17 protein-coding genes are annotated in these 20,658 nt (G+C 63.1%); 9 read left to right on the forward strand and 8 right to left on the reverse strand.

The window, feature by feature from the left end:
- Positions 1-73: 73 nt before the first annotated feature.
- The 3 genes from CAG18_RS10125 (at position 74) to CAG18_RS10135 (ending at position 1,880) form a co-directional block, all read left to right on the forward strand.
- Entirely contained in the window at positions 74-1,042 is a 969-nt protein-coding gene (locus CAG18_RS10125; protein WP_003256318.1) for a polyprenyl synthetase family protein, read from the forward strand.
- Between the two features lie 166 nt (positions 1,043-1,208).
- Positions 1,209-1,550: a zinc ribbon domain-containing protein YjdM gene (locus tag CAG18_RS10130; RefSeq protein ID WP_009686103.1), complete on the forward strand. Its 342-nt coding sequence runs from the start codon at positions 1,209-1,211 to the stop codon at positions 1,548-1,550.
- An 84-nt stretch (positions 1,551-1,634) separates the two neighbouring features.
- Positions 1,635-1,880: a hypothetical protein gene (locus CAG18_RS10135; RefSeq protein WP_003256316.1), complete on the forward strand. Its 246-nt coding sequence runs from the start codon at positions 1,635-1,637 to the stop codon at positions 1,878-1,880.
- 127 nt (positions 1,881-2,007) lie between these two features.
- Here CAG18_RS10135 and CAG18_RS10140 read toward each other — a convergent pair whose 3' ends face one another.
- The 5 genes from CAG18_RS10140 to CAG18_RS10160 all read right to left on the reverse strand — a co-directional run bounded on the left by CAG18_RS10140 (position 2,008) and on the right by CAG18_RS10160 (position 6,754).
- Entirely contained in the window at positions 2,008-2,625 is a 618-nt protein-coding gene (locus CAG18_RS10140) for an FKBP-type peptidyl-prolyl cis-trans isomerase (protein WP_085720830.1), read from the reverse strand.
- A gap of 85 nt (positions 2,626-2,710) precedes the next feature.
- Entirely contained in the window at positions 2,711-3,016 is a 306-nt protein-coding gene (locus CAG18_RS10145; protein WP_015268897.1) for a DUF6482 family protein, read from the reverse strand.
- 158 nt (positions 3,017-3,174) lie between these two features.
- Positions 3,175-3,663, reverse strand: a complete 489-nt coding sequence (locus tag CAG18_RS10150; RefSeq protein WP_003247486.1) for a TIGR00645 family protein — start codon at positions 3,661-3,663, stop codon at positions 3,175-3,177.
- A gap of 152 nt (positions 3,664-3,815) precedes the next feature.
- Positions 3,816-4,154: a hypothetical protein gene (locus CAG18_RS10155; RefSeq protein ID WP_003247487.1), complete on the reverse strand. Its 339-nt coding sequence runs from the start codon at positions 4,152-4,154 to the stop codon at positions 3,816-3,818.
- A gap of 161 nt (positions 4,155-4,315) precedes the next feature.
- Entirely contained in the window at positions 4,316-6,754 is a 2,439-nt protein-coding gene (locus CAG18_RS10160; RefSeq protein WP_013970817.1) for a Lon protease family protein, read from the reverse strand.
- Between the two features lie 253 nt (positions 6,755-7,007).
- Between CAG18_RS10160 and CAG18_RS10165 the strand changes: the two genes are divergently transcribed.
- The 4 genes from CAG18_RS10165 to CAG18_RS10180 all read left to right on the forward strand — a co-directional run bounded on the left by CAG18_RS10165 (position 7,008) and on the right by CAG18_RS10180 (position 10,561).
- On the forward strand, positions 7,008-7,496 hold the full coding sequence (locus CAG18_RS10165; protein WP_003256313.1) for a DUF3015 domain-containing protein: 489 nt from the start codon (positions 7,008-7,010) through the stop codon (positions 7,494-7,496).
- Positions 7,497-7,570: 74 nt separating this feature from the next.
- Positions 7,571-9,424 (forward strand): DUF4105 domain-containing protein, encoded by a 1,854-nt coding sequence (locus CAG18_RS10170; RefSeq protein ID WP_085720831.1) that lies wholly within the window; start codon positions 7,571-7,573, stop codon positions 9,422-9,424.
- 215 nt (positions 9,425-9,639) lie between these two features.
- Positions 9,640-9,996, forward strand: a complete 357-nt coding sequence (locus CAG18_RS10175) for a hypothetical protein (protein WP_085720832.1) — start codon at positions 9,640-9,642, stop codon at positions 9,994-9,996.
- A gap of 67 nt (positions 9,997-10,063) precedes the next feature.
- Positions 10,064-10,561 (forward strand): GreA/GreB family elongation factor, encoded by a 498-nt coding sequence (locus tag CAG18_RS10180; RefSeq protein ID WP_085720833.1) that lies wholly within the window; start codon positions 10,064-10,066, stop codon positions 10,559-10,561.
- A 139-nt stretch (positions 10,562-10,700) separates the two neighbouring features.
- Here the strand turns inward: CAG18_RS10180 and gdhA are convergent, their stop codons facing one another.
- From gdhA to CAG18_RS10195, 3 genes are all read right to left on the reverse strand, one after another.
- Positions 10,701-12,041 carry an NADP-specific glutamate dehydrogenase gene (gene gdhA, locus CAG18_RS10185; RefSeq protein WP_085720834.1) on the reverse strand — a complete coding sequence of 447 codons (1,341 nt, stop codon included), beginning with the start codon at positions 12,039-12,041 and terminating at the stop codon, positions 10,701-10,703.
- A gap of 313 nt (positions 12,042-12,354) precedes the next feature.
- Complete coding sequence (gene ettA, locus CAG18_RS10190; RefSeq protein WP_015268893.1) at positions 12,355-14,022, reverse strand: energy-dependent translational throttle protein EttA; 1,668 nt, start codon at positions 14,020-14,022, stop codon at positions 12,355-12,357.
- A gap of 291 nt (positions 14,023-14,313) precedes the next feature.
- Positions 14,314-14,715, reverse strand: coding sequence for a hypothetical protein (locus CAG18_RS10195; protein WP_015268892.1), 402 nt, complete (start codon positions 14,713-14,715; stop codon positions 14,314-14,316).
- A 248-nt stretch (positions 14,716-14,963) separates the two neighbouring features.
- Between CAG18_RS10195 and CAG18_RS10200 the strand changes: the two genes are divergently transcribed.
- On the forward strand, positions 14,964-18,794 hold the full coding sequence (locus tag CAG18_RS10200; protein ID WP_043935307.1) for a bifunctional diguanylate cyclase/phosphodiesterase: 3,831 nt from the start codon (positions 14,964-14,966) through the stop codon (positions 18,792-18,794).
- 341 nt (positions 18,795-19,135) lie between these two features.
- Complete coding sequence (glyA, locus tag CAG18_RS10210; protein ID WP_003256308.1) at positions 19,136-20,389, forward strand: serine hydroxymethyltransferase; 1,254 nt, start codon at positions 19,136-19,138, stop codon at positions 20,387-20,389.
- The last annotated feature ends 269 nt before the right edge of the window (positions 20,390-20,658 follow it).

Genomic DNA, 20,658 nt, shown 5'->3' on the forward strand with positions numbered 1-20,658 from the left:
GGGCGCTGGCACCGCGCCTTGACACACCGGGACCCGCGACCTAGCATGCCGCGCAACCTCACTGGAGCAGCCGATGCAACCCCAATCCTTCTACCGCGCGGTGGCTGATGATTTCAGCGCCGTCGACGAGATCATCAAGAAGCAGCTGACCTCGCGCGTGCCGCTGGTATCGAAGATCGGCGACTATATCACGTCCGCCGGTGGCAAGCGCCTGCGCCCCCTGCTGGTGCTGCTGTGTGGCAAGGCCCTGGGCCGCGAAGGCGACGACCTGCGCCTGCTGGCTGCCACCATCGAATTCCTGCACACCGCTACCCTGCTGCACGACGACGTGGTCGACATGTCCGGCATGCGCCGTGGCCGCTCCACCGCCAATGCCCTGTGGGGCAACGCGCCGAGCGTGCTGGTGGGTGACTTCCTCTATTCGCGCTCGTTCGAGATGATGGTCGAACTGGGCTCGATGCCGGTCATGCAGATCCTGTCCAAGGCCACCCGCGTGATTGCCGAAGGTGAGGTGCTGCAGCTGTCGCGGGTACGCGATGCCAGTACCACCGAGGAAGTCTACATGGAGGTCATCCGCGGCAAGACCGCGATGCTGTTCGAGGCTTCGACCCACAGCGCCGCCGCGCTGGCCGAAGCAACCGACGAACAGCGCGAGGCCCTGCGTACCTTCGGTGACCACCTGGGCGTGGCGTTCCAGCTGGTCGACGACCTGCTGGACTACAAGGGCGACTCGCAGACCCTGGGCAAGAACGTCGGTGACGACCTGGCCGAAGGCAAGCCTACCCTGCCGCTGATCTACACCATGCGCGAAGGCACCGCCGAACAGGCTGCGCTGGTGCGCCAGGCGATCCAGAAGGGTGGCCTGGAAGACCTGGAGCAGATTCGCGTAGCAGTCGAGGAGTCGGGTGCTCTGAAGTACACGGCGGAGCTTGCGCGTGACTATGTGAAGCGTGCCATCCAGTGCCTGGAAGTACTGCCGGCCAGCGAATATCGTGATGCGCTGGTCGAGTTGAGCGAGTTTGCTGTCGCGCGTACTCACTGATAGACCGAGTCGTCTTCATTCGCGGGCAAGCCCGCTCCTACAGGATTGCGTCGCCTGTATGAGCTGGCTTGCCCGCCATGCTTTTGTCCGGACATAATCACTTCTGAAAAAATACCTTATACAATTCGGGTTTTTAACCGCCCGTCTGTTTGTTTGAGGAACCGAAGTGAGCACTCTGCCACCCTGCCCGAAATGCAACTCCGAATACACCTATGAGGATGGCACTCAGCTGATCTGCCCTGAATGCGCCCACGAGTGGTCGGCCAGCGGCGACGCCGAAGCGGCCAGCGACGAGGTGGTGAAGAAGGATTCGGTCGGCAACATCCTGCAGGATGGCGACACCGTCACCGTGATCAAGGACCTCAAGGTCAAGGGCTCGTCCCTCGTGGTCAAGGTCGGCACCAAGGTCAAGAACATCCGCCTGTGCGACGGCGACCACGACATCGACTGCAAGATCGACGGTATCGGCGCCATGAAGCTGAAGTCCGAGTTCGTGCGCAAGGTCTGATTTTCCATAAAACCGCCAATCGGCGCTTGCTATTCAGATAATAAGAATTATTCTCATTGGGACTGCTATCCAAGGAGAATAGCCATGACTTATCTGATCGACGCCTGGCTGGACCGCCCTCACCCCTACCTGCGCATTCTTCATCGGGAAACCGGCGAAGTGTGCGCGGTGCTTGAAGAAGAAGCACTCGACGAGCTGCGTGACCAGGGCGACCTGGACATGAGCGGGCTGAATTCGAGTGAACCGGGGGTACTCAAGGAGCTGGTGCGGAATCTGTTTCTGTTCTGCTACGCGCGGGCGTTGCGCCCCGGGGGGACAGACTGGAATTGAGGCCAGCAGGACCGGCCTCATCGCCGACAAGCCAGCTCCCACAAGCACAACACAGGGTTCGAATGCTGTGGGGATCCTGTGGGAGCGGGCTTGCCCGCGAATGGGCCGCAAAGCGGCCCCGAGGGCATTACAGAACGTCGAGCAGCTCGACGTCGAACACCAGCACGCTGTGCGGCGGGATGCTGCCAACGCCTTGGGCGCCGTAGGCCAGTTCGCTCGGCACGTACAGGCGCCATTTGCTGCCAGCGCTCATCAGCTGCAGGGCTTCGGTCCAGCCAGCGATCACACCACCTACCGGGAATTCAGCCGGCTGACCACGATCGTAGGAGCTGTCGAACACAGTGCCGTCGATCAGGGTGCCGTGGTAGTGGGTGCGCACATTGTCTTCGCGGGTCGGCTTGGCGCCTTCACCTGCGGTCAGTACTTCGAACTGCAGGCCCGAAGCCAGGGTGGTGATGCCGTCACGCTTGGCGTTCTCGACCAGGAATGCCTTGCCAGCGGCAGCAGCGGCTTCAGCCTTGGCAGCTGCTTCGGCTTGCATCACTTCGCGGATGACCTTGAAGCTGGCCGACAGGTCGGCTTCGCTGACGCGGCTGTCGGCGCCGTTGAAGGCATCGGTCAGGCCAGCCAGGATGGCTTCCAGGCTGACGCCCGGTGGCGGGTTGTCGCGCAGCTGGCCGCCCAGCTGACGGCCGATGCCGTAGCTGACGCGCGTTTCGTCGGTGGACAGGTTGAGTTCGGACATTGTCGTGCTCCACTGCAGGGCGCAGTGAAGCCGCGCCCTTGATGAAAAGGGCGAGCAGCCTAGCACACTGGGGCGCTGCGAGCAGCTACCAGGCCGAGCGCTGGGAAATCGGCACCTTCAAGTCTTCTTCCGGGTGCGTGCCCATGCCGCACATTTCGTCCTGCACCGACCAGTGCACCAGGTTCATCGAGACCATGGGGATGGTTTGCAGCAACTTGCGTGCATCCTCCACCGAATGCACGCGCAAGCGTTCACCACGGGCATCGGACAGGGGGTGGGGGTGGCCTTTGATCCGCGCTTCGAGCAGGTAGTCACCGCCTTCGATGGCGATCAGGTTCAGTTCGTCGACATGGCCAGCCCTGGCCTCGGTGTTGAGCTGATGCAGGTTCATGAGAGCACCTCGCGATGGGAACCACGCATGAGAGCTCATTTTTTGTACAGAAAGGGCGAATGCACAAGGCATGACTGACGCCGCTCGTCAGTTGGACCGCGCCGGCCTCTTCGCGGGCTTGCCCGCTCCCACAGGGATGGCGAAGAGGCCTGAAAGGTTCAGTGCTTGGTCAGCTTGTCCAGGTAACCCATGCAGAATGCCGAGACCACGAAGGTCATGTGGATGATCACGTACCACATCAGGTAATCGGTGGAGATGTTCTGTGCGTCCATGAACACCCGCAGCAGGTGGATGGACGAAATGGCCACGATCGACGCGGCAACCTTCATCTTCAGCGACGAAGAGTCCATCTTGCCCAGCCAGTTGAGCTTTTCCTTGCTCTCGTCGATGTCCAGTTGCGAAACGAAGTTCTCGTAGCCGGAGATCATCACCATCACCAGCAGGCCGCCCACCAGCGACATGTCGATCAGCGACAGGATCACCAGGATTAGGTCGGCTTCGCTGAGGGCGAAGACGTTGGGCAGGACGTGGACCACTTCCTGGAAGAATTTCAGCGCCAGGGCCAGCAGGCCGAGGGACAGGCCGAAGTAGATGGGGGCGAGCAGCCAGCGCGAGGCATACATCGCATTTTCGAGGATACGTTCCATGGAGTGTCGGGACTCATCAGGTGACTAAAAAAGCGACGGCGAGTATAGCCAGCCACCTGTTACAGCAAAAGCCCGGGGCTGCCATGCAGCCCATTCGCTTGTAGGAGCAGCCTTGTGCTGCGAATGGGCCGCAAAGCGGCCCCCTGCATCAATCAGGTCTCAGGATGAAACTGGTAATCCCCCAGATTCCGACACCGCTCACCATTGATCCGCCGCAACTGCGCCTGCAAATGCAAACACCAGATCTGCGGATCCTCGGCCACCTGATACCCATGCAAGGTCAGGCTGTCGACAATGGCATTGAGCACAGATTCGGCCACCAGCGGCCCATGGAACGGCCCTTGGGCCTTGATCGCGGACGGTTGTTCACCGGCCATGCCGGCGGCGAACAGCAGCGTCCACATGCCGTTATCCCCGGCCAGCGGACGGATGCTGCATTCGATGCGGGTCACCAGGCCCAGGCACTGGCGTGTGAGGCTGAGATTGCGCATGGCCGCGCCCCCTCCAATAAGCCTTGTTCAGCCTGAACCTCAGGCTGTTTCCATCCTGAACGCTGTTACCGTCCTTAAGTTCCAGCATAGAAGAACGGTACAGAAAGATGGAAAACCGGCGCTGAACGGTAGCACATCGCCGCCAGCGCCGGTTTCTTGACTCAGGCCGGCTTGGCCTGGGCAATCACCTCTTCCAGGCGCTCTTTCTCCGCCTTCTCGATTTCTTCCTCGCTGATCATCTCGGCAATCTCACGCAGGCGCTCCACCACCCGCGCGTTGACGCTGCCTTCGGTGAACTGGCCCTTGTCATCCAGCACACCGGCCTCCTCGCCCACCAGCAGGCTCAACGCCTCGTCGGCCTGGCTGACCGCGTACACGTGGAACATGCCGTTCTCCACTGCCTGCAGCACACGCTCGTCGAGCATCAGCGTGGCAACGTTGGCACGCGGGATGATCACTCCCTGCTCGCCGGTCAGGCCACGCGCCTCGCACAAGCGGAAGAAGCCTTCGATCTTCTCGTTGACCCCACCCACCGCCTGCACTTCACCAAACTGGTTGATCGAGCCGGTGATGGCGAAGCACTGCTTGAGCGGCGTACGCGACAAGGCCGAGATCAGCGTGCAGGCTTCGCCCAGCGAGGCGCTGTCACCGTCCACATAGCCGTAGGACTGTTCCAGGGCGATGCTCGCCGAGATCGCCAGCGGGAACTCCTGGGCATAGCGGCTGCCCAGGTAGCCGGTGAGGATCATCACACCCTTGGAGTGGATCGGCTGGCCGAGGTTTACCTCACGCTCGATGTCGACGATACCGCTGCCGCCCGGGTACACGGTGGCGGAGATACGCGCCGGCATACCGAACGCCGAATCACCCACTTCCAGCACGGTCAGGCCGTTGCATTTGCCGATGGCCGCGCCTTCGGTGTCGATCAGGATGATGCCGGCGAGCATGTCGTCCAGCACCCGCTGCGAAACACGCCCGGTACGGGTGGCCTTGGCCTTGAGCGCACGCTCGATGTGCCCGGCGTCGGTCATTTCGTCACTGGCCAGCTGGCGGATGAAATCAGCTTCGCTGACCAGCTGGAACAGGTCGCCGATACGTGCCGACAGGCGCGACTGGTTTTCTGCCAGGCGGGCGCTGTAGGTGGCCAGACGCGCCACCGCGTCACTGGTCAGTGGCGCCATGCCCTCTTCGTTGGTGCGGGTGCGCAACAGCTGGGCGAACTGCTCCAGGTTCTCATCGACCATGGGCATGTCTTCGTCGAAGTCCACCAGCACCCGGAACATTTCCTGGAAGTCCGGGTCGTGGTCCTGCAGCGCGTAGTAAAGCTGGCGCGAACCGATGATGACCAGCTTGATGTTCAGCGGGATCATCTGCGGCGTCAGGCTGACGGTGGCCACCCGCCCCAGCTCGCCCAGTGGCGACTCCATCTTCAACTTGCGCGACTGCAGCGCACGCTTGAGCGCGTCCCAGACGAACGGCTCGCCCAACATCTTCTCGGCTTCCAGAATCAGGAAGCCGCCGTTGGCGCGGTGTAGCGCGCCTGGGCGCAGCTGACGGTACGAGGTGTACAGCGCACCCTGGTCGGTGCTGTATTCGATACGGCCAAACAGGTTGTCGTAGGTCGGGTGCGGCTCGAACACCACCGGCGCACCGCCGTCGGCGTGGTGGCCGACCACCAGGCTTGGCGCGTACTGCTCTTCCAGCAGCTTGCGCGCAGCCGCGTCGGTCTTGCTGTCATCGACCAGTTGCTCGACCACGGTACGCAGCAGGTTCAGCTGCACCGACTGCAGGTAGGCGCAGACCGCAGCGTTCTCGGCGTACTTCTCCGACAGCGGCGCCAGCAACGGCTGCAGGGCCAGGGTAATGGTTTCCTCGTTGAGCTGGCGCAGCTGGTTGTTCGACTCGCGCTTCCATTGCGGCAGGCTGGCCAGCTCTTCGTTCAGGCGTTCCTCGAGCAGGGCGATATCCTCGTGGAACTGCTCGCGCACCTCTTCCGGCAACTGGGCGAATTCGGCTTCATCCAGCGCCTTGCCGTCGGCCATCGGGGTGAAGGCGACGTTGCTGGCATCGCGGTACAGGGCCACGTCCTTTTCCAGCGAGGCGCGCTCGATCACATCCAGGGCGCGGTCGTAACGCTGGTTGAAGGCGCGGTCGATGGCGCCTTTCTTCTGCTGGTAGGACGGGTGCTCGAATACCGCAGGGAAGGTCGACAACAGGTTGTCGATCAGCCCGTTCATGTCGGCGATGAACGCCCCGGCGGTGCCGGACGGCAATTCCAGTGCGCGGGGTTCACGCGTGTCATCGAAGTGGTTGACGTAAACCCAGTCGGCCGGGGTCTGCTGACGCTTGCCCTCGGCCTTGAGGTAGCGCTTGACGAACGAGAAGCGGCCGGTGCCGGGCTCGCCCATCACGTACACGTTGTAACCAGGGCGCGGCATGGCCACGCCAAACTGCAGGGCCTCGACAGCACGCTCCTGGCCCAGGACTCCGCGAAACGGCTCCAGATCGTCGGTATTGGTAAAGGCAAACTGCTCGGGGGAGAAACGCCGGGTCAGGGCTTCAGGCGCGAGACGCAGGCGCGCAGCGACAGGATCGGGCATTGGGTTTCCTTACTTCGGCGGGGCAGATACGCAGCATTCTGGCGCTGCCCGCGCGCGCCTTGCAAGGCTCCGCAGGACTTTATGTCGCAGCCGGTGCGGGTCATGCAACAGCAAATTTTTCGCAATCAACAACGCAACTCTTAGATCGTGCCTAAACTCCAAGCTGCGCGGGTGGGTGAAAAGCTTTCCCGACCTGGCAACCGAGTTGCCAGAAACCCTGACCCTTGGTTAAGTCAAATAGAGAACAAATGCTATGAAACGGATTCTTCTGGGTACTCTGTTCACCGTGGTCTCGATCAATGCCATGGCCGAAGCGCCAGGCGGCCCGAACTGCGGCTGGGGCAACATGCTGTTCGAAGGCCAGCGCGGCACTCCGGCACACTTCCTGGCTTCCACCACCAACGGCACCTCCGGTAACGCCACCTTCGGCATGACCTCCGGCACCAACGGCTGCTCGACCAAAGCGTCGCTGACCTACGGCGGCAAGTCCTGGTTCGCCATGAACGGCATGATGAATGAACTTTCCGAAGACATGGCCATGGGCCAGGGCGAAGCACTGACCACCTATGCCGTGGTTCTCGGCGTGGCCCCTGAAGACCGTGGCTACTTCGCATCGGTCACCCACCAGCACTTCAACCAGATCTTCAGCAGCGCCGACGTCACTGCCGAAACCGTCCACAGCAACACCCTGGCTGTTCTGAAGAACGACCCACGCCTGGCCAAATACGCAACCGAGGCCTGAGTGCAGCTCCTCCCGCCCCGGCCCCGGGGCGGGTTTCGCCTTTTTTCGGCATCGTTAAGAAGTAGTTGCCCGACATGCTCAAACGCTTCGTATCCCTGGCGCTGTGTGCCTGCGCCCCTGCTCATGCCGCGCCCGTGCTGGACCAAGGCCGTGTCCAGCAACTGGCCAACACCCCTTACTGGATTGCCCTGGGCCATTACGAAACCGCCAAGCTGGGTGGCTGGCGCAGCTATGTGGACGATGATGCGTTCTTCCTCGCCGAGGATGGCGCGCACCACCCCGACCAGGAACTGAAAGCCACGGTCGAAGCGCTGTACGCCCCGGCCAGCCTCGGCGACAAGCATCCCCAGTGCGTATTCCCGGCGCGCACCCGCTGGCTGCGCGAACAGCTCGACTTGCAAGACTTGCCGCAACCTGACTGCCAGGAGTTCACCACCTGGTACCAGTCTATCGACCCACACAGTGCGGCGCTGATCTTCCCGGCGGCCTACCTGAACAGCCCGTCATCGATGTTCGGCCACACCTTGCTGCGCATCGACCAGTCCAACACCCGCAGCGACGACACCACGCTGCTGAGCTACGCAATCAACTTCGGCGCCTACATCGAAGGCAGCGACAACAGCATCCTGTATGCCTGGAAGGGCCTGATGGGTGGCTACCCGGGCCTGTTCGCGCTGATGCCCTACCAGGAGAAACTGTCCGAATACCGCAGCCTGGAAAACCGCGACCTGTGGGAGTACCAACTGGACCTGACCCCGGAAGAAACCGGGCGCATGGTCGAACATGTGTGGGAGCTGAAGCAGATCCAGTTCGACTACTTCTTCTTCGATGAGAACTGCTCGTACCGCCTGCTGGAGCTGCTGCAGGTGGCCCGGCCGGGCCTTGACCTGACCTCGCAGTTCCCGCTGACCGCCATCCCGACCGACACAGTGAAGGCCGTGAAGCAGTCCGGCATGGTCGCCAGCGAGACGTACCGCCCCTCTCGCGAACGTGAACTGCTGGCCCGGGCCGAGCCGCTCGATCACGACGAAAAGCGCCAGGTGCTGGCTGTAAGTGCCAACACCGGGCAACTGCAGAGCCCCGAATTCAAGGCCCTCCCCCGCCAGCGCCAGGCGCTGGTGCAGGACGCCGCGTACCGCCTGGAGCGTTACCGTGCCAATGGCCAGGAGCGCGACCCTGGGCAGGCGAAACGCAGCTTCGAACTGCTGCGGGCAATCAACAGCAACCCGCCCCCACCCCTGCAGATCGAGCGCCCAGGCCTGCCCGAGGACGGCCATGACTCGCGCACCTGGCAGCTGGGCGTAGGCACCCGCGAAGACCGCGCCTACGCCGAGTACGGCCTGCGCATGGCCTACCACGACCTGAATGACAACGCCTATGGCTTCCCGCTGGGGGCGCAGATCGAGATCCTGCAGCTGAAGCTGCGCCAGTACGAAGGCAATGACTGGCAGGTGCAGCGCCTGGACCTGGCCACCATCCGTTCGCTGACACCGCGCAACGAGCTGCTCAAGCCCTGGTCGTGGCAGGTGGCCGGCGGGCTGGAGCGCGTGCCGGGCAAGCATGATGACGAAGTGCTGGTAAGCCATGTGAACGGCGGGGCCGGCGGCACCTGGCAACTGGCCGACGGGTTGCTGGGCTTTGCCCTGGGCACGGTGCGGGTCGAGCACCACAATGATTTTGCCCAGTTCATCGCCCCGGCGGCGGGCTTCAATGGCGGGCTGCTGTGGCGCAACGGGCTGGGCAACATGACGCTGGAGGCCAAGGGCGATTATTTCACCAATGGCGAAGTACGGCGCAGTGTGAGCCTGAACCAGCAATGGGAGATCAGCCAGAACCTGGGCCTGCGGTTGAGTGCTTCGCGAGAGTTCAGCCACCTGGCCACGGCGCAGAACGAGGTGATGCTGGAGTTGAAGTGGTATCACTACTGAGGCCGCTTTGCGGCCTTTCGCGGGCATGCCCGCTCCCACAGGTACTGCACTGGCCTCGAATCCTGGGGTGATCCTGTGGGAGCGGGCGTGCCCGCGAATGGGCCAGTGAGGTCAGCAGAGCAGTGTGAACCAACCGACTCTTTGACACTGTTTTAACGGCTCCCCGACAAATCGCCACCTAGACTTTCCAGTATCAACCGGAGGGTTTTGTGGTTATGTCGCGGTACTGGTTCGGCGTGTGCATGGCGTTGTTGCTGTCTGGTTGCGAAACCACCCACGAGCAGATGGTCCACCAGGGTTATCCCCCCGCCTATGCCGATGGCTTCCAGGACGGCTGCAGCAGCGGCCGACAGGCGGCAGGGCTGATGGTCGGCGCTTATCGCAAGGACGTGCCGCGCTACCTGCACGAGCGCCAGTACGAAAGCGGCTGGGACGACGGTTTTCGCCAGTGCCACGCCATGCAGAACAGCGAAGAACAGCGCCAGTACCACGAGCGCTTCTGGGACCAGCGCGAGCGCGACTGGGAGCAGGAAAAGGACCGCGACGCCGCACGCGCCTATCGCCACAACTGAGTCGCAAACGGACATCCCTTGAAACCGGCGGCCTGCGATGATGGTCTCCTGCAAAAGGAGGCCACGCATGAGCCGAGCATTCGTCAACGAAGACCAGGCCGCCGCCCAGGCTGATCAGCCGGTCGAGCGACGGGTCAGCGAACAACCCAACTACGTGACCGCCAGTGGCCTGCGCCAGCTGCAGGAGCGCATGGCCGAGCTGAATGCCTTGCGCAGCGAACTGCAGGCACAAGGTGAACGTGGCGACAAGCAGCGGCTGGCGGATACCGAACGGGACCTGCGCTACTTCAGCGCGCGATTGCAAAGCGCCCAGGTTGTGCCGGCGGCGACATCGCGCAGCAAGGTGCAGATTGGCAGCCGGGTGCGGTTTGTCGATGCGCAGGACCAGGAACAAGTAGTAAGGCTGGTGGGCGAGGATGAGGCGGATGCCGGGCGGGGGTTGATAAACTGGGGTTCGCCGTTGGGGCGGGCTTTGCTCGGGGCGGGGCCAGGGGATGAGGTGGTCTGGCGGCGGCCGGTGGGGGAGCAGGTGATCGAAGTGGTTGAGGTTTTTGGTGAAGATTGAGGACCTGGGGGCTGCTTTGCAGCCCATCGCGACACAAGGCCGCTCCTACAAGGACCGCGTCATTTCTGAACATGCGCGATACCTGTAGGAGCGGCCTTGTGTCGCGAAAGGGCCGCAAAGCGGCCCCAACGGCCTCAGATCAAACCACGCCTTGCGCCAACATCGCATCAGCCACTTTCACGAAGCCCGCGATGTTCGCACCTTTGACGTAGTTGATGCGGCCATCCGCCTCTACACCGTAATGCACGCACGCATGGTGAATCGACTGCATGATGTTGTGCAGCTTGCTGTCCACCTCACCGGCAGTCCACAGCAGGCGCATGGCGTTCTGCGACATCTCCAGGCCCGACACGGCCACGCCGCCGGCGTTGGAGGCCTTGCCCGGGGCGTACAGGATGCCGGCCTCCAGGAAGATATCCACAGCCTCCAGGGTAGTCGGCATGTTGGCGCCTTCGGCCACGCAGATGCAGCCATTGCGCAGCAAGGTGCGGGCGTCTTCGGCGTCCAGTTCGTTCTGCGTGGCACACGGCAGGGCGATGTCGCACGGCAGGCTCCACGGGGTCTGGCCCTTGCGGAACTCCAGGCCGAACTGCGCGGCCAGTTCGCTGATGCGGCCACGCTTGACGTTCTTCAGTTCCATCACCGCATCCCACTGGGCATCGGTCAGGCCAGCTTCGGCGTACAGGGTGCCTTCGGAGTCAGACAGCGAAATCACCTTGCCGCCCAGGTCCATGACCTTGCGCGCGGCATACTGGGCCACGTTACCCGAACCGGAAATCGCCACGCGGCAGCCATCGATACGCTTGTCCTGGCGCTTGAGCATTTCCTCGGCGAAGTACACGCAGCCGTAGCCGGTGGCTTCCGGACGGATCAGGCTGCCGCCGTAGGTCATGCCCTTGCCGGTCAGCACCGAAGTGAACTGGTTGGCCAGGCGCTTGTACTGGCCGAACATGAAGCCGATTTCGCGGGCACCCACGCCGATGTCACCGGCCGGGACGTCCAGGTCAGCGCCAATGTGGCGGTACAGCTCGCTCATGAACGCCTGGCAGAAACGCATGACTTCGGCGTCGCTCTTGCCTTTGGGGTCGAAGTCCGAGCCGCCTTTGCCGCCGCCCATGGGCAGCGAGGTGAGAGAGTTCTTGAACACCTGCTCGAAGGCCAGGAACTTCAGCACGCCCAGGTTGACCGACGGGTGGAAGCGCAGGCCGCCCTTGTACGGGCCGATGGCGCTGCTCATCTGGATGCGGTAGCCGCGGTTGACCTGCACCTTGCCCTGGTCATCGACCCAGGACACGCGGAACAGTACGGCGCGCTCGGGCTCGACCATACGCTCCAGAATGCCGGCCTGCAGGTAATGCGGGTTGGCCTCGAGGAATGGCCACAGGCTGCGCAGCACTTCTTCCACAGCCTGGTGGAATTCAGGTTGGGCCGGATCGCGTTGCTTCAGGCGCGCGAGGAAATTGTCGACAGATTCGATCATGGTAGACATCTCACCAAGAGGATTGGACTTATTGGTTTTTTCAGGAATGTACCAAGAAGCAATCGCACCGGAATAGGGCGAAATGTCGTTTTTTTGAAATTATTTGGTGCGTTTTATATAAGTGTATACAAAATCCGGGGCGGCGGCGGCTTCATTCGCGGGCTCGCCCGCTCCCACAGGTTCATCACAGGCCTTGGGTTTCAGGGGCTCCTGTGTGAACGGGCATGCCCGCGAATGAAGCCAGCACCACTTCCCAGTCGGGCACAAAAATGGGGCCTCAAAGGGCCCCATTCTTGTGCATCAGAACACCGGCTTACTGAGCCAGCTTCTTGTGCCGTACACGGTGCGGCTGGGCAGCAGCATCGCCCAGGCGCTTCTTGCGGTCGGCTTCGTACTCGGTGTAGTTACCCTCGAAGAACACCACGTTCGAGTCGTCTTCGTACGCCAGGATGTGGGTAGCCACACGGTCCAGGAACCAACGGTCGTGGGAGATCACGATCGCCGCGCCCGGGAAGTCCAGCAGGGCCTCTTCCAGCGAACGCAGGGTTTCGACGTCGAGGTCGTTGGACGGTTCGTCGAGCAGCAGGACGTTACCGCCCTCCTTCAGGGTCAGAGCCAGGTGCAGGCGGCCACGCTCACCACCGGACAGGTCCTTGACGAACTTCTGCTGGTCGCCACCCTTGAAGTTGAAGCGGCCCACATAGGTACGCGACGGGATCTCGTAGTTGCCGATGCGGATCATGTCAGAGCCGTCGGAAACCTGCTGGAATACGGTCTTGCCGCCGTCCAGGTCTTCGCGGCTCTGGTCGACGCAGGCCAGCTGCACGGTTTCACCGATCTCGATGCTGCCCGAGTCCGGCTGTTCCTTGCCCATCAGCATGCGGAACAGGGTCGACTTACCGGCACCGTTACCACCGATCACACCGACGATGGCGCCTTTAGGCATGGAGAACGACAGGTTGTCGATCAGCACGCGGTCGCCGTAGCCCTTGGTGACGTTCTTGAACTCGATGACCTTGTCGCCCAGGCGCGGGCCGGCCGGGATGTAGATCTCGTTGGTTTCGCTGCGCTTCTGGAATTCCTGCGACTGCATTTCTTCAAAGCGCTGCAGACGTGCCTTGGACTTGGACTGGCGGGCCTTGGCGCCTTTGCGCACCCACTCCAGTTCCTCTTTCATGGCCTTCTCGTGGGCGCTCTGCTGCTTGGATTCCTGCGCCAGGCGCTCGGACTTGGCTTCCAGCCAGCCCGAGTAGTTGCCTTCGTACGGGATACCGGCGCCGCGGTCCAGTTCCAGGATCCAGCCAGCGACGTTGTCGAGGAAGTAACGGTCGTGGGTAATGGCTACCACGGTGCCTGGGAAGTCGTGCAGGAAGCGCTCCAGCCAGGCCACCGAGTCGGCGTCCAGGTGGTTGGTCGGTTCGTCCAGCAGCAGCATGTCGGGGGCCGACAGCAGCAGGCGGCACAGGGCCACTCGGCGCTTCTCACCACCGGACAGGTGCTCGATGCGTGCATCCCAGGCCGGCAGACGCAGGGCGTCGGCGGCAACGTCCAGCTGGCGCTCCAGGTTGTGGCCGTCAGCGGCCTGCAGGATGGCTTCCAGCTTGGCCTGCTCGGCGGCCAGCTTGTCGAAGTCGGCATCCGGTTCGGCGTAGGCAGCATAGACCTCGTCCAGGCGCGCCTGGGCGTCCTTGATCACGCTGACCGCTTCCTCGACCACTTCGCGCACCGACTTGTTCGGGTCCAGTTGCGGTTCCTGTGGCAGGTAGCCGACGTTGATGTCGGGCATCGGACGGGCTTCGCCGTCGAATTCCTTGTCGACGCCCGCCATGATCCGCAGCAGGGTCGATTTACCCGCGCCGTTCAGGCCGAGCACGCCGATCTTGGCGCCCGGGAAGAACGACAGGGAAATGTTCTTGAGAATTTCCCGCTTCGGCGGCACGACCTTGCTCAGCCGATGCATGGTGTAGACGTATTGAGCCAAAACCAAGCCCTCTAATCAGATAGGTAAAGACATCGACGATCGCCCCGGCGCGCTGGCCAGGGGGATGTATTTACGGGGTGTCATTGAACAAAGTCGACCATTCTACGCCAACGCGCGGCGTTGCATAGGAGGGGCGGATGGTGGGGGGTAGGACCGGGGAGAATCTATTGCCTGTGCTGGCCTCTTCGCGGCTAAAGCCGCTCCCACAGGTACTGCACAGTTCTCGAAGGCAGTGATAATCCCTGTGGGAGCGGCTTTAGCCGCGAAAGGGCCGGTACAGCTGCAGATGACTCAGACGTGACGCTGCTTGGCCTTGCCCCGCGGCAAGCGGCAACGGTCGCCCTGCTCGGCCAGGCGCGCGGCCCAGGCGGACTTCACGCTGAAGCCACCGCTACGAGTCGGCTGCTGCTCGGCAGCTTTTGCCGGTTTGGCGGCCGCAGGCACGCTGACAACCTTGACCGCCGGCTTGACCTCGGCCACGGCGACTGCCGGCTCAACTGCCGCCTTGGCGGTCTTGCGCAGTTCGGCCAGCGATGGGCTCTTGCTCTTGGCGACAGCTGCCGCCTCGGGTTTGCTCAGCGAACGCTGGCAAGACTTGCAGGATACGTCCTCGGTCACGGCAGTGCTGACAAGGGTCTGACTGCTGCGCCCGCAGGCGGAATCGAGGCCATTGGAGGAAAAGTGAGTAACCAAAACCGAACATCTCCGATGCGTTGTCATTTGAAGCGGGCGCTATTCTCGCACAGGTTGCAGGGGCTTGCCGAACCACCGGGCAGGCACCACCGGTCACATCGGCTGGCACTTTGCCATAATCCTAGGCATGCTAGCCCGTTTCGGGTGTCCGGCCTTATAGTGCGCCACCGCGGTCTGGCAACCAGACACCGGCACACACCGTGCATGATCCATCCCTGCCATCGCCAGCCCAATCGCAGGATCAACGCTTGACCAATCTTACTCATCCGTCGACATTGCGTTCCGCGCCACAGGCGCCCGTGGCCTCGCTGCGCGGGTCGATCAAGGGTGCGCTGGCGCTGCTGGCCCTGATCCTGCTGGGCCTGCTGCTGTGGCAGCTGTTCGCCCAGTTCAACCATACCCAGGCCGACCTGCGCAAACAGAGCCTGGACGCCACCGCCGAACTGGCCGACCACCTGAGCCTGAACATGGCCCTCAAGGCGCAACAGGCCGTGAATGTGGTGCAGCCCTACGTCAAGGCGCCGACGCCCTCGGCCCTGCCCAGCCTCATGGGCACCCTTCGCGAGCGCCTGCCGGCCCTGCAGAGCATGGCCTGGCTGGACGCTACCGGGCAGGTGCAGGCCGACAGCCTGGCCGGCAGCCCCGACCGCCATTTGCTTGACGAGCTGCTTAGGCTGAACCAGGGCAGCCCGTACTTCTTCACCAATTCGGGCGACAACCGCACCGTCTACCTATTGCTACGCCAGGCCACCGAACAAGGCCGCGGCTACTGGCTGCTGCGCCTGTCGCCAGACTACTACCGCACCCTCACCCTCCACCTGGATGGTGCCGGCCACCCGCTGTGGCTGTTGGAAAACAGCCGCAACGGCGAGGTACTGCAAAGCCATGCGCCGGCCGTTACCAGCAACGAACCGCTGCAAAGCGTGATGCTGGCTTTCATCGACAACAGTACCTGGCAGTTGCGCGGCCTGTTCGACGCCAAGCTGGCCCAACAGAAGCTGCTGCCGGCGCTGCTCGGCAAATGCCTGCTGGTGCTGTTCTGCGCCCTGCTGCCGATGCTGGCCCTGGTCAACATGCGCCGCCGCCAACGGGCGCTGCAGGACGACCGCCGGCGCTATCAGGAAATTTTCGAAGGCACCGGCGTGGCCTTGTGTGTGCTCGACCTGTCCAGCCTGCCCGGCCAACTCGACCGTTACCACCTGCGCAACCGTGCCGCGCTCAAACACAGCCTGGCCCTGGACCCCAACCTGCGCCGCTCGCTGCTGCTGGAGCTGAAGATCACCGAGATCAACCAGGTGGCCCGCCAACTGTTGAACATCGACAGCCACGAAGGTGCCTGGCAGCGCCTGATCGATGGCACTGGCGATGGCCGCGACAGCATCGGCATGCAACTGATCGACGCGCTGATCGAGCAGCGCCCGCTGCTGGAGCTGGAGGTGCGCCTGCCGGCGCCGCTGGGTGGCGAGCTGCACCTGTGGCTGATGGCCCGCCTGCCGCAGCAGCGCCGCGACTACCAGGCGGTCATCCTCAGCATCAGCGACATCACCAGCCGCAAGCAGGTGGAGCTGTCGCTGCTGGAGCGCGAAAGCTTCTGGTCGGACGTGGTGCGCACCGTGCCCGACCAGTTGTATGTGCAGGACGTGCTCAGCCAGCGCATGATCTTCAGCAACCGCCACCTCGGCCAGACCTTGGGCTACGACCGTACCGAGCTGGCGCAGATGGGCGAGCGCTTCTGGGAACTGCTGCTGCACCCCGAGGATGCCACGCACTACCAGGCGCTGCGCCAGCAACAGCGGGACAGCGGCCATGACCAGCCGCTGCACTGCCAGCTGCGCTTCCGCCACCGCGATGGCGGCTGGCGCTGCTACGACATCCGCGAACAAGTGCTGACCCGTGACGCCGACGGCCTGGTGACACGCATCATCGGCGTGGGTAAGGACGTGACGGTGCAGATCGAGGCCAGCCAGTCGCTGCGCGACAGCGAGCAGCGCTACCGCATGCTCGCCGAAAGCATCAGCGACGTGATCTTCTCCACCGACAACCTGCTCCAGCTCAACTACGTAAGCCCCTCGGTGCAAAGCGTGCTGGGCTACCAGGCCGACTGGATCTTCGCCAACGGCTGGCAGTCGATCATCGCCAACCCGTCCCAGCTCACCGGCATCTACAGCCTGATGGAGCGCGTCAGCAAGGCCATGGGCGACCCGGCCCAGCTGGCCCAGCTACGCAACCAATTGCCCACCCAGCTGTTCCTTTTCGACTGCCTGCGCGCCGATGGCCGCAAGATCCCCATTGAACTGCGCCTGGTGCTGGTGTGGGACGATGAAGAGCGCTTCGAAGGCGTGCTCGGGGTTGGCCGCGACATCAGCCAGCAACGCCGTGCCGAGAAAGACCTGCGCATGGCAGCGACGGTATTCGAGCACTCCACCTCGGCCATCCTCATCACCGACCCGGCGGGCTATATCGTCCAGGCCAACGAAGCGTTCAGCCGCGTCAGTGGCTACGCCGTCAGCGAGGTGCTCGACCAGTTGCCGGGCATGCTTACCGTCGACGAGCAGCAGGAAGGCCACCTGCGCTACGTGGTGAAGCAGCTTTACCAGCGCGGCAGCTGGGAGGGCGAAATGTGGCTCAAGCGCCGCGACGGCGACCACTACCCGGCCTGGGTCGGCATTACCGCAGTGCTGGACGACGAAGGCGACCTGGCCAGCTACGTGTGTTTCTTCACCGACATCAGCGAGCGCAAGGCCAGCGAACAGCGCATCCACCGCCTGGCCTACTACGACGCCCTCACCCACCTGCCCAACCGCACGTTGTTCCAGGACCGTCTGTACAACGCCCTGCAGCAGGCCGAGCGGCAAAAGGCCTGGGTGGTGCTGATGTTCCTCGACCTGGACCGCTTCAAACCGATCAACGACTCCCTCGGCCACGCTGCCGGCGACCGCATGCTCAAGGACATGGCCCAGCGCCTGCTGGCCTGTGTGGACAACGACGACACCGTGGCGCGCATGGGCGGCGACGAGTTCACCCTGCTGCTGCAACCGCGCGCTACCCGCGAGATGGCACTCAACCGCGCCATCCACGTGGCCGAGAACATCCTCGGCAGCCTGGTGCGGCCGTTCGTGCTGGAAAACCGCGAGTTCTTCGTTACCGCCAGTATCGGCATCGCCCTCAGCCCGCAGGACGGCAGCGAACTGAGCCAGCTGATGAAAAACGCCGACACCGCCATGTACCACGCCAAGGAGCGCGGCAAGAACAACTTCCAGTTCTACCAGGCGGAGATGAACGCCAGCGCCCTGGAACGCCTGGAGCTGGAGAGCGACCTGCGCCATGCCATGGAGCAGAACGAGTTCATCCTCTACTACCAGCCGCAGTTCAGTGGCGACGGCAAGCGCCTGACCGGCGCCGAAGCCCTGCTGCGCTGGCGCCACCCGACCCGCGGCCTGGTGCCGCCGGGCGATTTCATCCCGGTGATCGAAGAACTGGGCCTGGTGGTGGACGTGGGCGACTGGGTGCTGCGCGAGGCCAGCCGCCAGCTCAAGGCCTGGCACAAGGCCAAGGTGCGCGTGCCCAAGGTGTCGGTGAACATCTCGGCGCGGCAGTTCTCCGACGGCCAGCTGGGCACGCGCATCGCCACCATTCTGGAAGAAACCGGCCTGCCACCGGCGTGCCTGGAGCTGGAGCTGACCGAAAGCATCCTGATGCGCGAAGTGAACGAAGCCATGCAGATTCTCGCCAGCCTGAAAAACCTCGGCCTGAGCATCGCGGTGGACGACTTCGGCACCGGTTATTCGTCGCTGAACTACCTCAAGCAGTTCCCGATCGACGTGTTGAAGATCGACCGCACCTTCGTCGACGGCCTGCCCGAAGGCGAGCAGGATGCGCAGATTGCCCGGGCGATCATCGCCATGGCCCACAGCCTCAACCTGGCGGTGATCGCCGAAGGGGTGGAGACCCACGAGCAGCTGGAGTTCCTGCGCGAGCATGGTTGCGACGAGGTGCAGGGCTACCTGTTCGGGCGGCCGATGCCGGCGCATCAGTTCGAGGCGCAGTTCGCCAACGAGAAGCTCTTCATGTTCCATTGACCCCGACGCCTCCTGGCGTGCGCGGACTCTGTAGGAGCGGCCTTGTGTCGCGAAAGGACCGCAACGCGGTCCCGACAATTTCGGCGGCAACGCTGCAATCGCGGGGCCGCTGCGCGCCCCTTTCGCGACACAAGGCCGCTCCTACAGGGACCGCGCCCGGCCTGAGAAGCGCACCTGTAAAAACGGACCTGCGAGTCAACTCCAGTTCCCGCCCAGCCCAGAAACGGCGCGGGATGCAACGTGAAGCCCATTGGTCCGCGACTTGATGCCACTTCATATGCCAGCCGCGGATCAATCGGTTAGAATGCCCCCCCAATTCACCCCGATCCTTGAGGACCGCCATGTTCAGCCGTGATTTGACCATTGCCAAGTACGACGCCGAGCTCTTCGAAGCCATGCAGCAAGAAGCTCTGCGCCAGGAAGAGCATATCGAGCTGATCGCTTCGGAAAACTACACCAGCCCGGCAGTCATGGAGGCACAGGGCTCGGTCCTGACCAACAAGTACGCCGAAGGCTACCCAGGCAAGCGCTACTACGGTGGTTGCGAGTACGTCGACGTCGTCGAGCAACTGGCCATCGACCGTGCCAAGGAACTGTTCGGCGCCGACTACGCCAACGTTCAGCCGCACGCCGGCTCCCAGGCCAACGCCGCCGTCTACCTGGCCCTGCTGTCGGCCGGTGACACTATCCTGGGCATGAGCCTGGCCCACGGTGGCCACCTGACCCACGGTGCTTCGGTAAGCTCCTCGGGCAAGCTGTACAACGCCATCCAGTACGGCATCGACAGCAACGGCCTGATCGACTACGACGAAGTCGAGCGCCTGGCTGTCGAGCACAAGCCGAAGATGATCGTTGCCGGCTTCTCGGCCTACTCGCAGGTTCTGGACTTCGCCCGCTTCCGCGCCATCGCCGACAAGGTCGGTGCCTACCTGTTCGTCGACATGGCCCACGTTGCCGGCCTGGTTGCCGCTGGCGTGTACCCGAACCCAGTTCCGTTCGCCGACGTGGTCACCACCACCACCCACAAGACCCTGCGCGGCCCGCGCGGCGGCCTGATCCTCGCTCGCAAGAACGAAGAGATCGAGAAGAAGCTGAACTCCGCCGTCTTCCCTGGCGCCCAGGGTGGCCCGCTGGAGCACGTCATCGCTGCCAAGGCCATCTGCTTCAAGGAAGCCCTGCAGCCTGAGTTCAAGGCTTACCAGCAGCAGGTAGTGAAGAACGCCCAGGCCATGGCCAGCGTGTTCATCGAGCGTGGTTTCGACGTGGTTTCCGGTGGCACCCAGAACCACCTGTTCCTGCTGTCGCTGATCAAGCAGGAAATCTCCGGCAAGGACGCTGACGCCGCCCTGGGCAAAGCCTTCATCACCGTCAACAAGAACTCGGTACCGAACGACCCACGTTCCCCGTTCGTCACCTCGGGCCTGCGTTTCGGCACCCCAGCCGTTACCACCCGTGGTTTCAAGGAAGCCGAGTGCCGCGAGCTGGCTGGCTGGATCTGCGACATCCTGGCTGACCTGAACAACGAAGCGGTTATCGACGCCGTGCGTGAGAAGGTCAAGGCCATCTGCAAGAAGCTGCCGGTTTACGGCAACTGATTGGCGATTGCCTGACAGGAAAAAGCCCGGCCTAGTGCCGGGCTTTTTCGTTTGACGCAGGCTGCAAGACTTGAAGTCGATACGGTCAATGTGGGAGCGGCCTTGTGTCGCGAAAGGGGCGCGCAGCGGCCCCACGATTGCAACTTCGCCATCGAGATTGCCGGGACCGCTTTGCGGTCCTTTCGCGACACAAGGCCGCTCCCACAAAAACCGCGACACCGTGCTGCTATCTCGTATTACCCTGTGCCCCCTCCACAGCACCGAGCACA

Origin of the sequence: Pseudomonas sp. B22(2017) (assembly GCF_002113105.1) — a bacterium.
Classification (GTDB): domain Bacteria; phylum Pseudomonadota; class Gammaproteobacteria; order Pseudomonadales; family Pseudomonadaceae; genus Aquipseudomonas; species Aquipseudomonas asiatica.

Coding starts and splice junctions, on each gene's coding strand:
- CAG18_RS10125 (WP_003256318.1), top strand. CDS start 74: ATGCAACCCCAATCCTTCTACCGCGCGGTGGCTGATGATTTCAGCGCC.
- CAG18_RS10135 (WP_003256316.1), top strand. CDS start 1,635: ATGACTTATCTGATCGACGCCTGGCTGGACCGCCCTCACCCCTACCTG.
- CAG18_RS10140 (WP_085720830.1), bottom strand. CDS start 2,625: ATGTCCGAACTCAACCTGTCCACCGACGAAACGCGCGTCAGCTACGGC.
- CAG18_RS10145 (WP_015268897.1), bottom strand. CDS start 3,016: ATGAACCTGCATCAGCTCAACACCGAGGCCAGGGCTGGCCATGTCGAC.
- CAG18_RS10150 (WP_003247486.1), bottom strand. CDS start 3,663: ATGGAACGTATCCTCGAAAATGCGATGTATGCCTCGCGCTGGCTGCTC.
- CAG18_RS10155 (WP_003247487.1), bottom strand. CDS start 4,154: ATGCGCAATCTCAGCCTCACACGCCAGTGCCTGGGCCTGGTGACCCGC.
- CAG18_RS10160 (WP_013970817.1), bottom strand. CDS start 6,754: ATGCCCGATCCTGTCGCTGCGCGCCTGCGTCTCGCGCCTGAAGCCCTG.
- CAG18_RS10165 (WP_003256313.1), top strand. CDS start 7,008: ATGAAACGGATTCTTCTGGGTACTCTGTTCACCGTGGTCTCGATCAAT.
- CAG18_RS10170 (WP_085720831.1), top strand. CDS start 7,571: ATGCTCAAACGCTTCGTATCCCTGGCGCTGTGTGCCTGCGCCCCTGCT.
- CAG18_RS10175 (WP_085720832.1), top strand. CDS start 9,640: ATGTCGCGGTACTGGTTCGGCGTGTGCATGGCGTTGTTGCTGTCTGGT.
- CAG18_RS10180 (WP_085720833.1), top strand. CDS start 10,064: ATGAGCCGAGCATTCGTCAACGAAGACCAGGCCGCCGCCCAGGCTGAT.
- gdhA (WP_085720834.1), bottom strand. CDS start 12,041: ATGATCGAATCTGTCGACAATTTCCTCGCGCGCCTGAAGCAACGCGAT.
- glyA (WP_003256308.1), top strand. CDS start 19,136: ATGTTCAGCCGTGATTTGACCATTGCCAAGTACGACGCCGAGCTCTTC.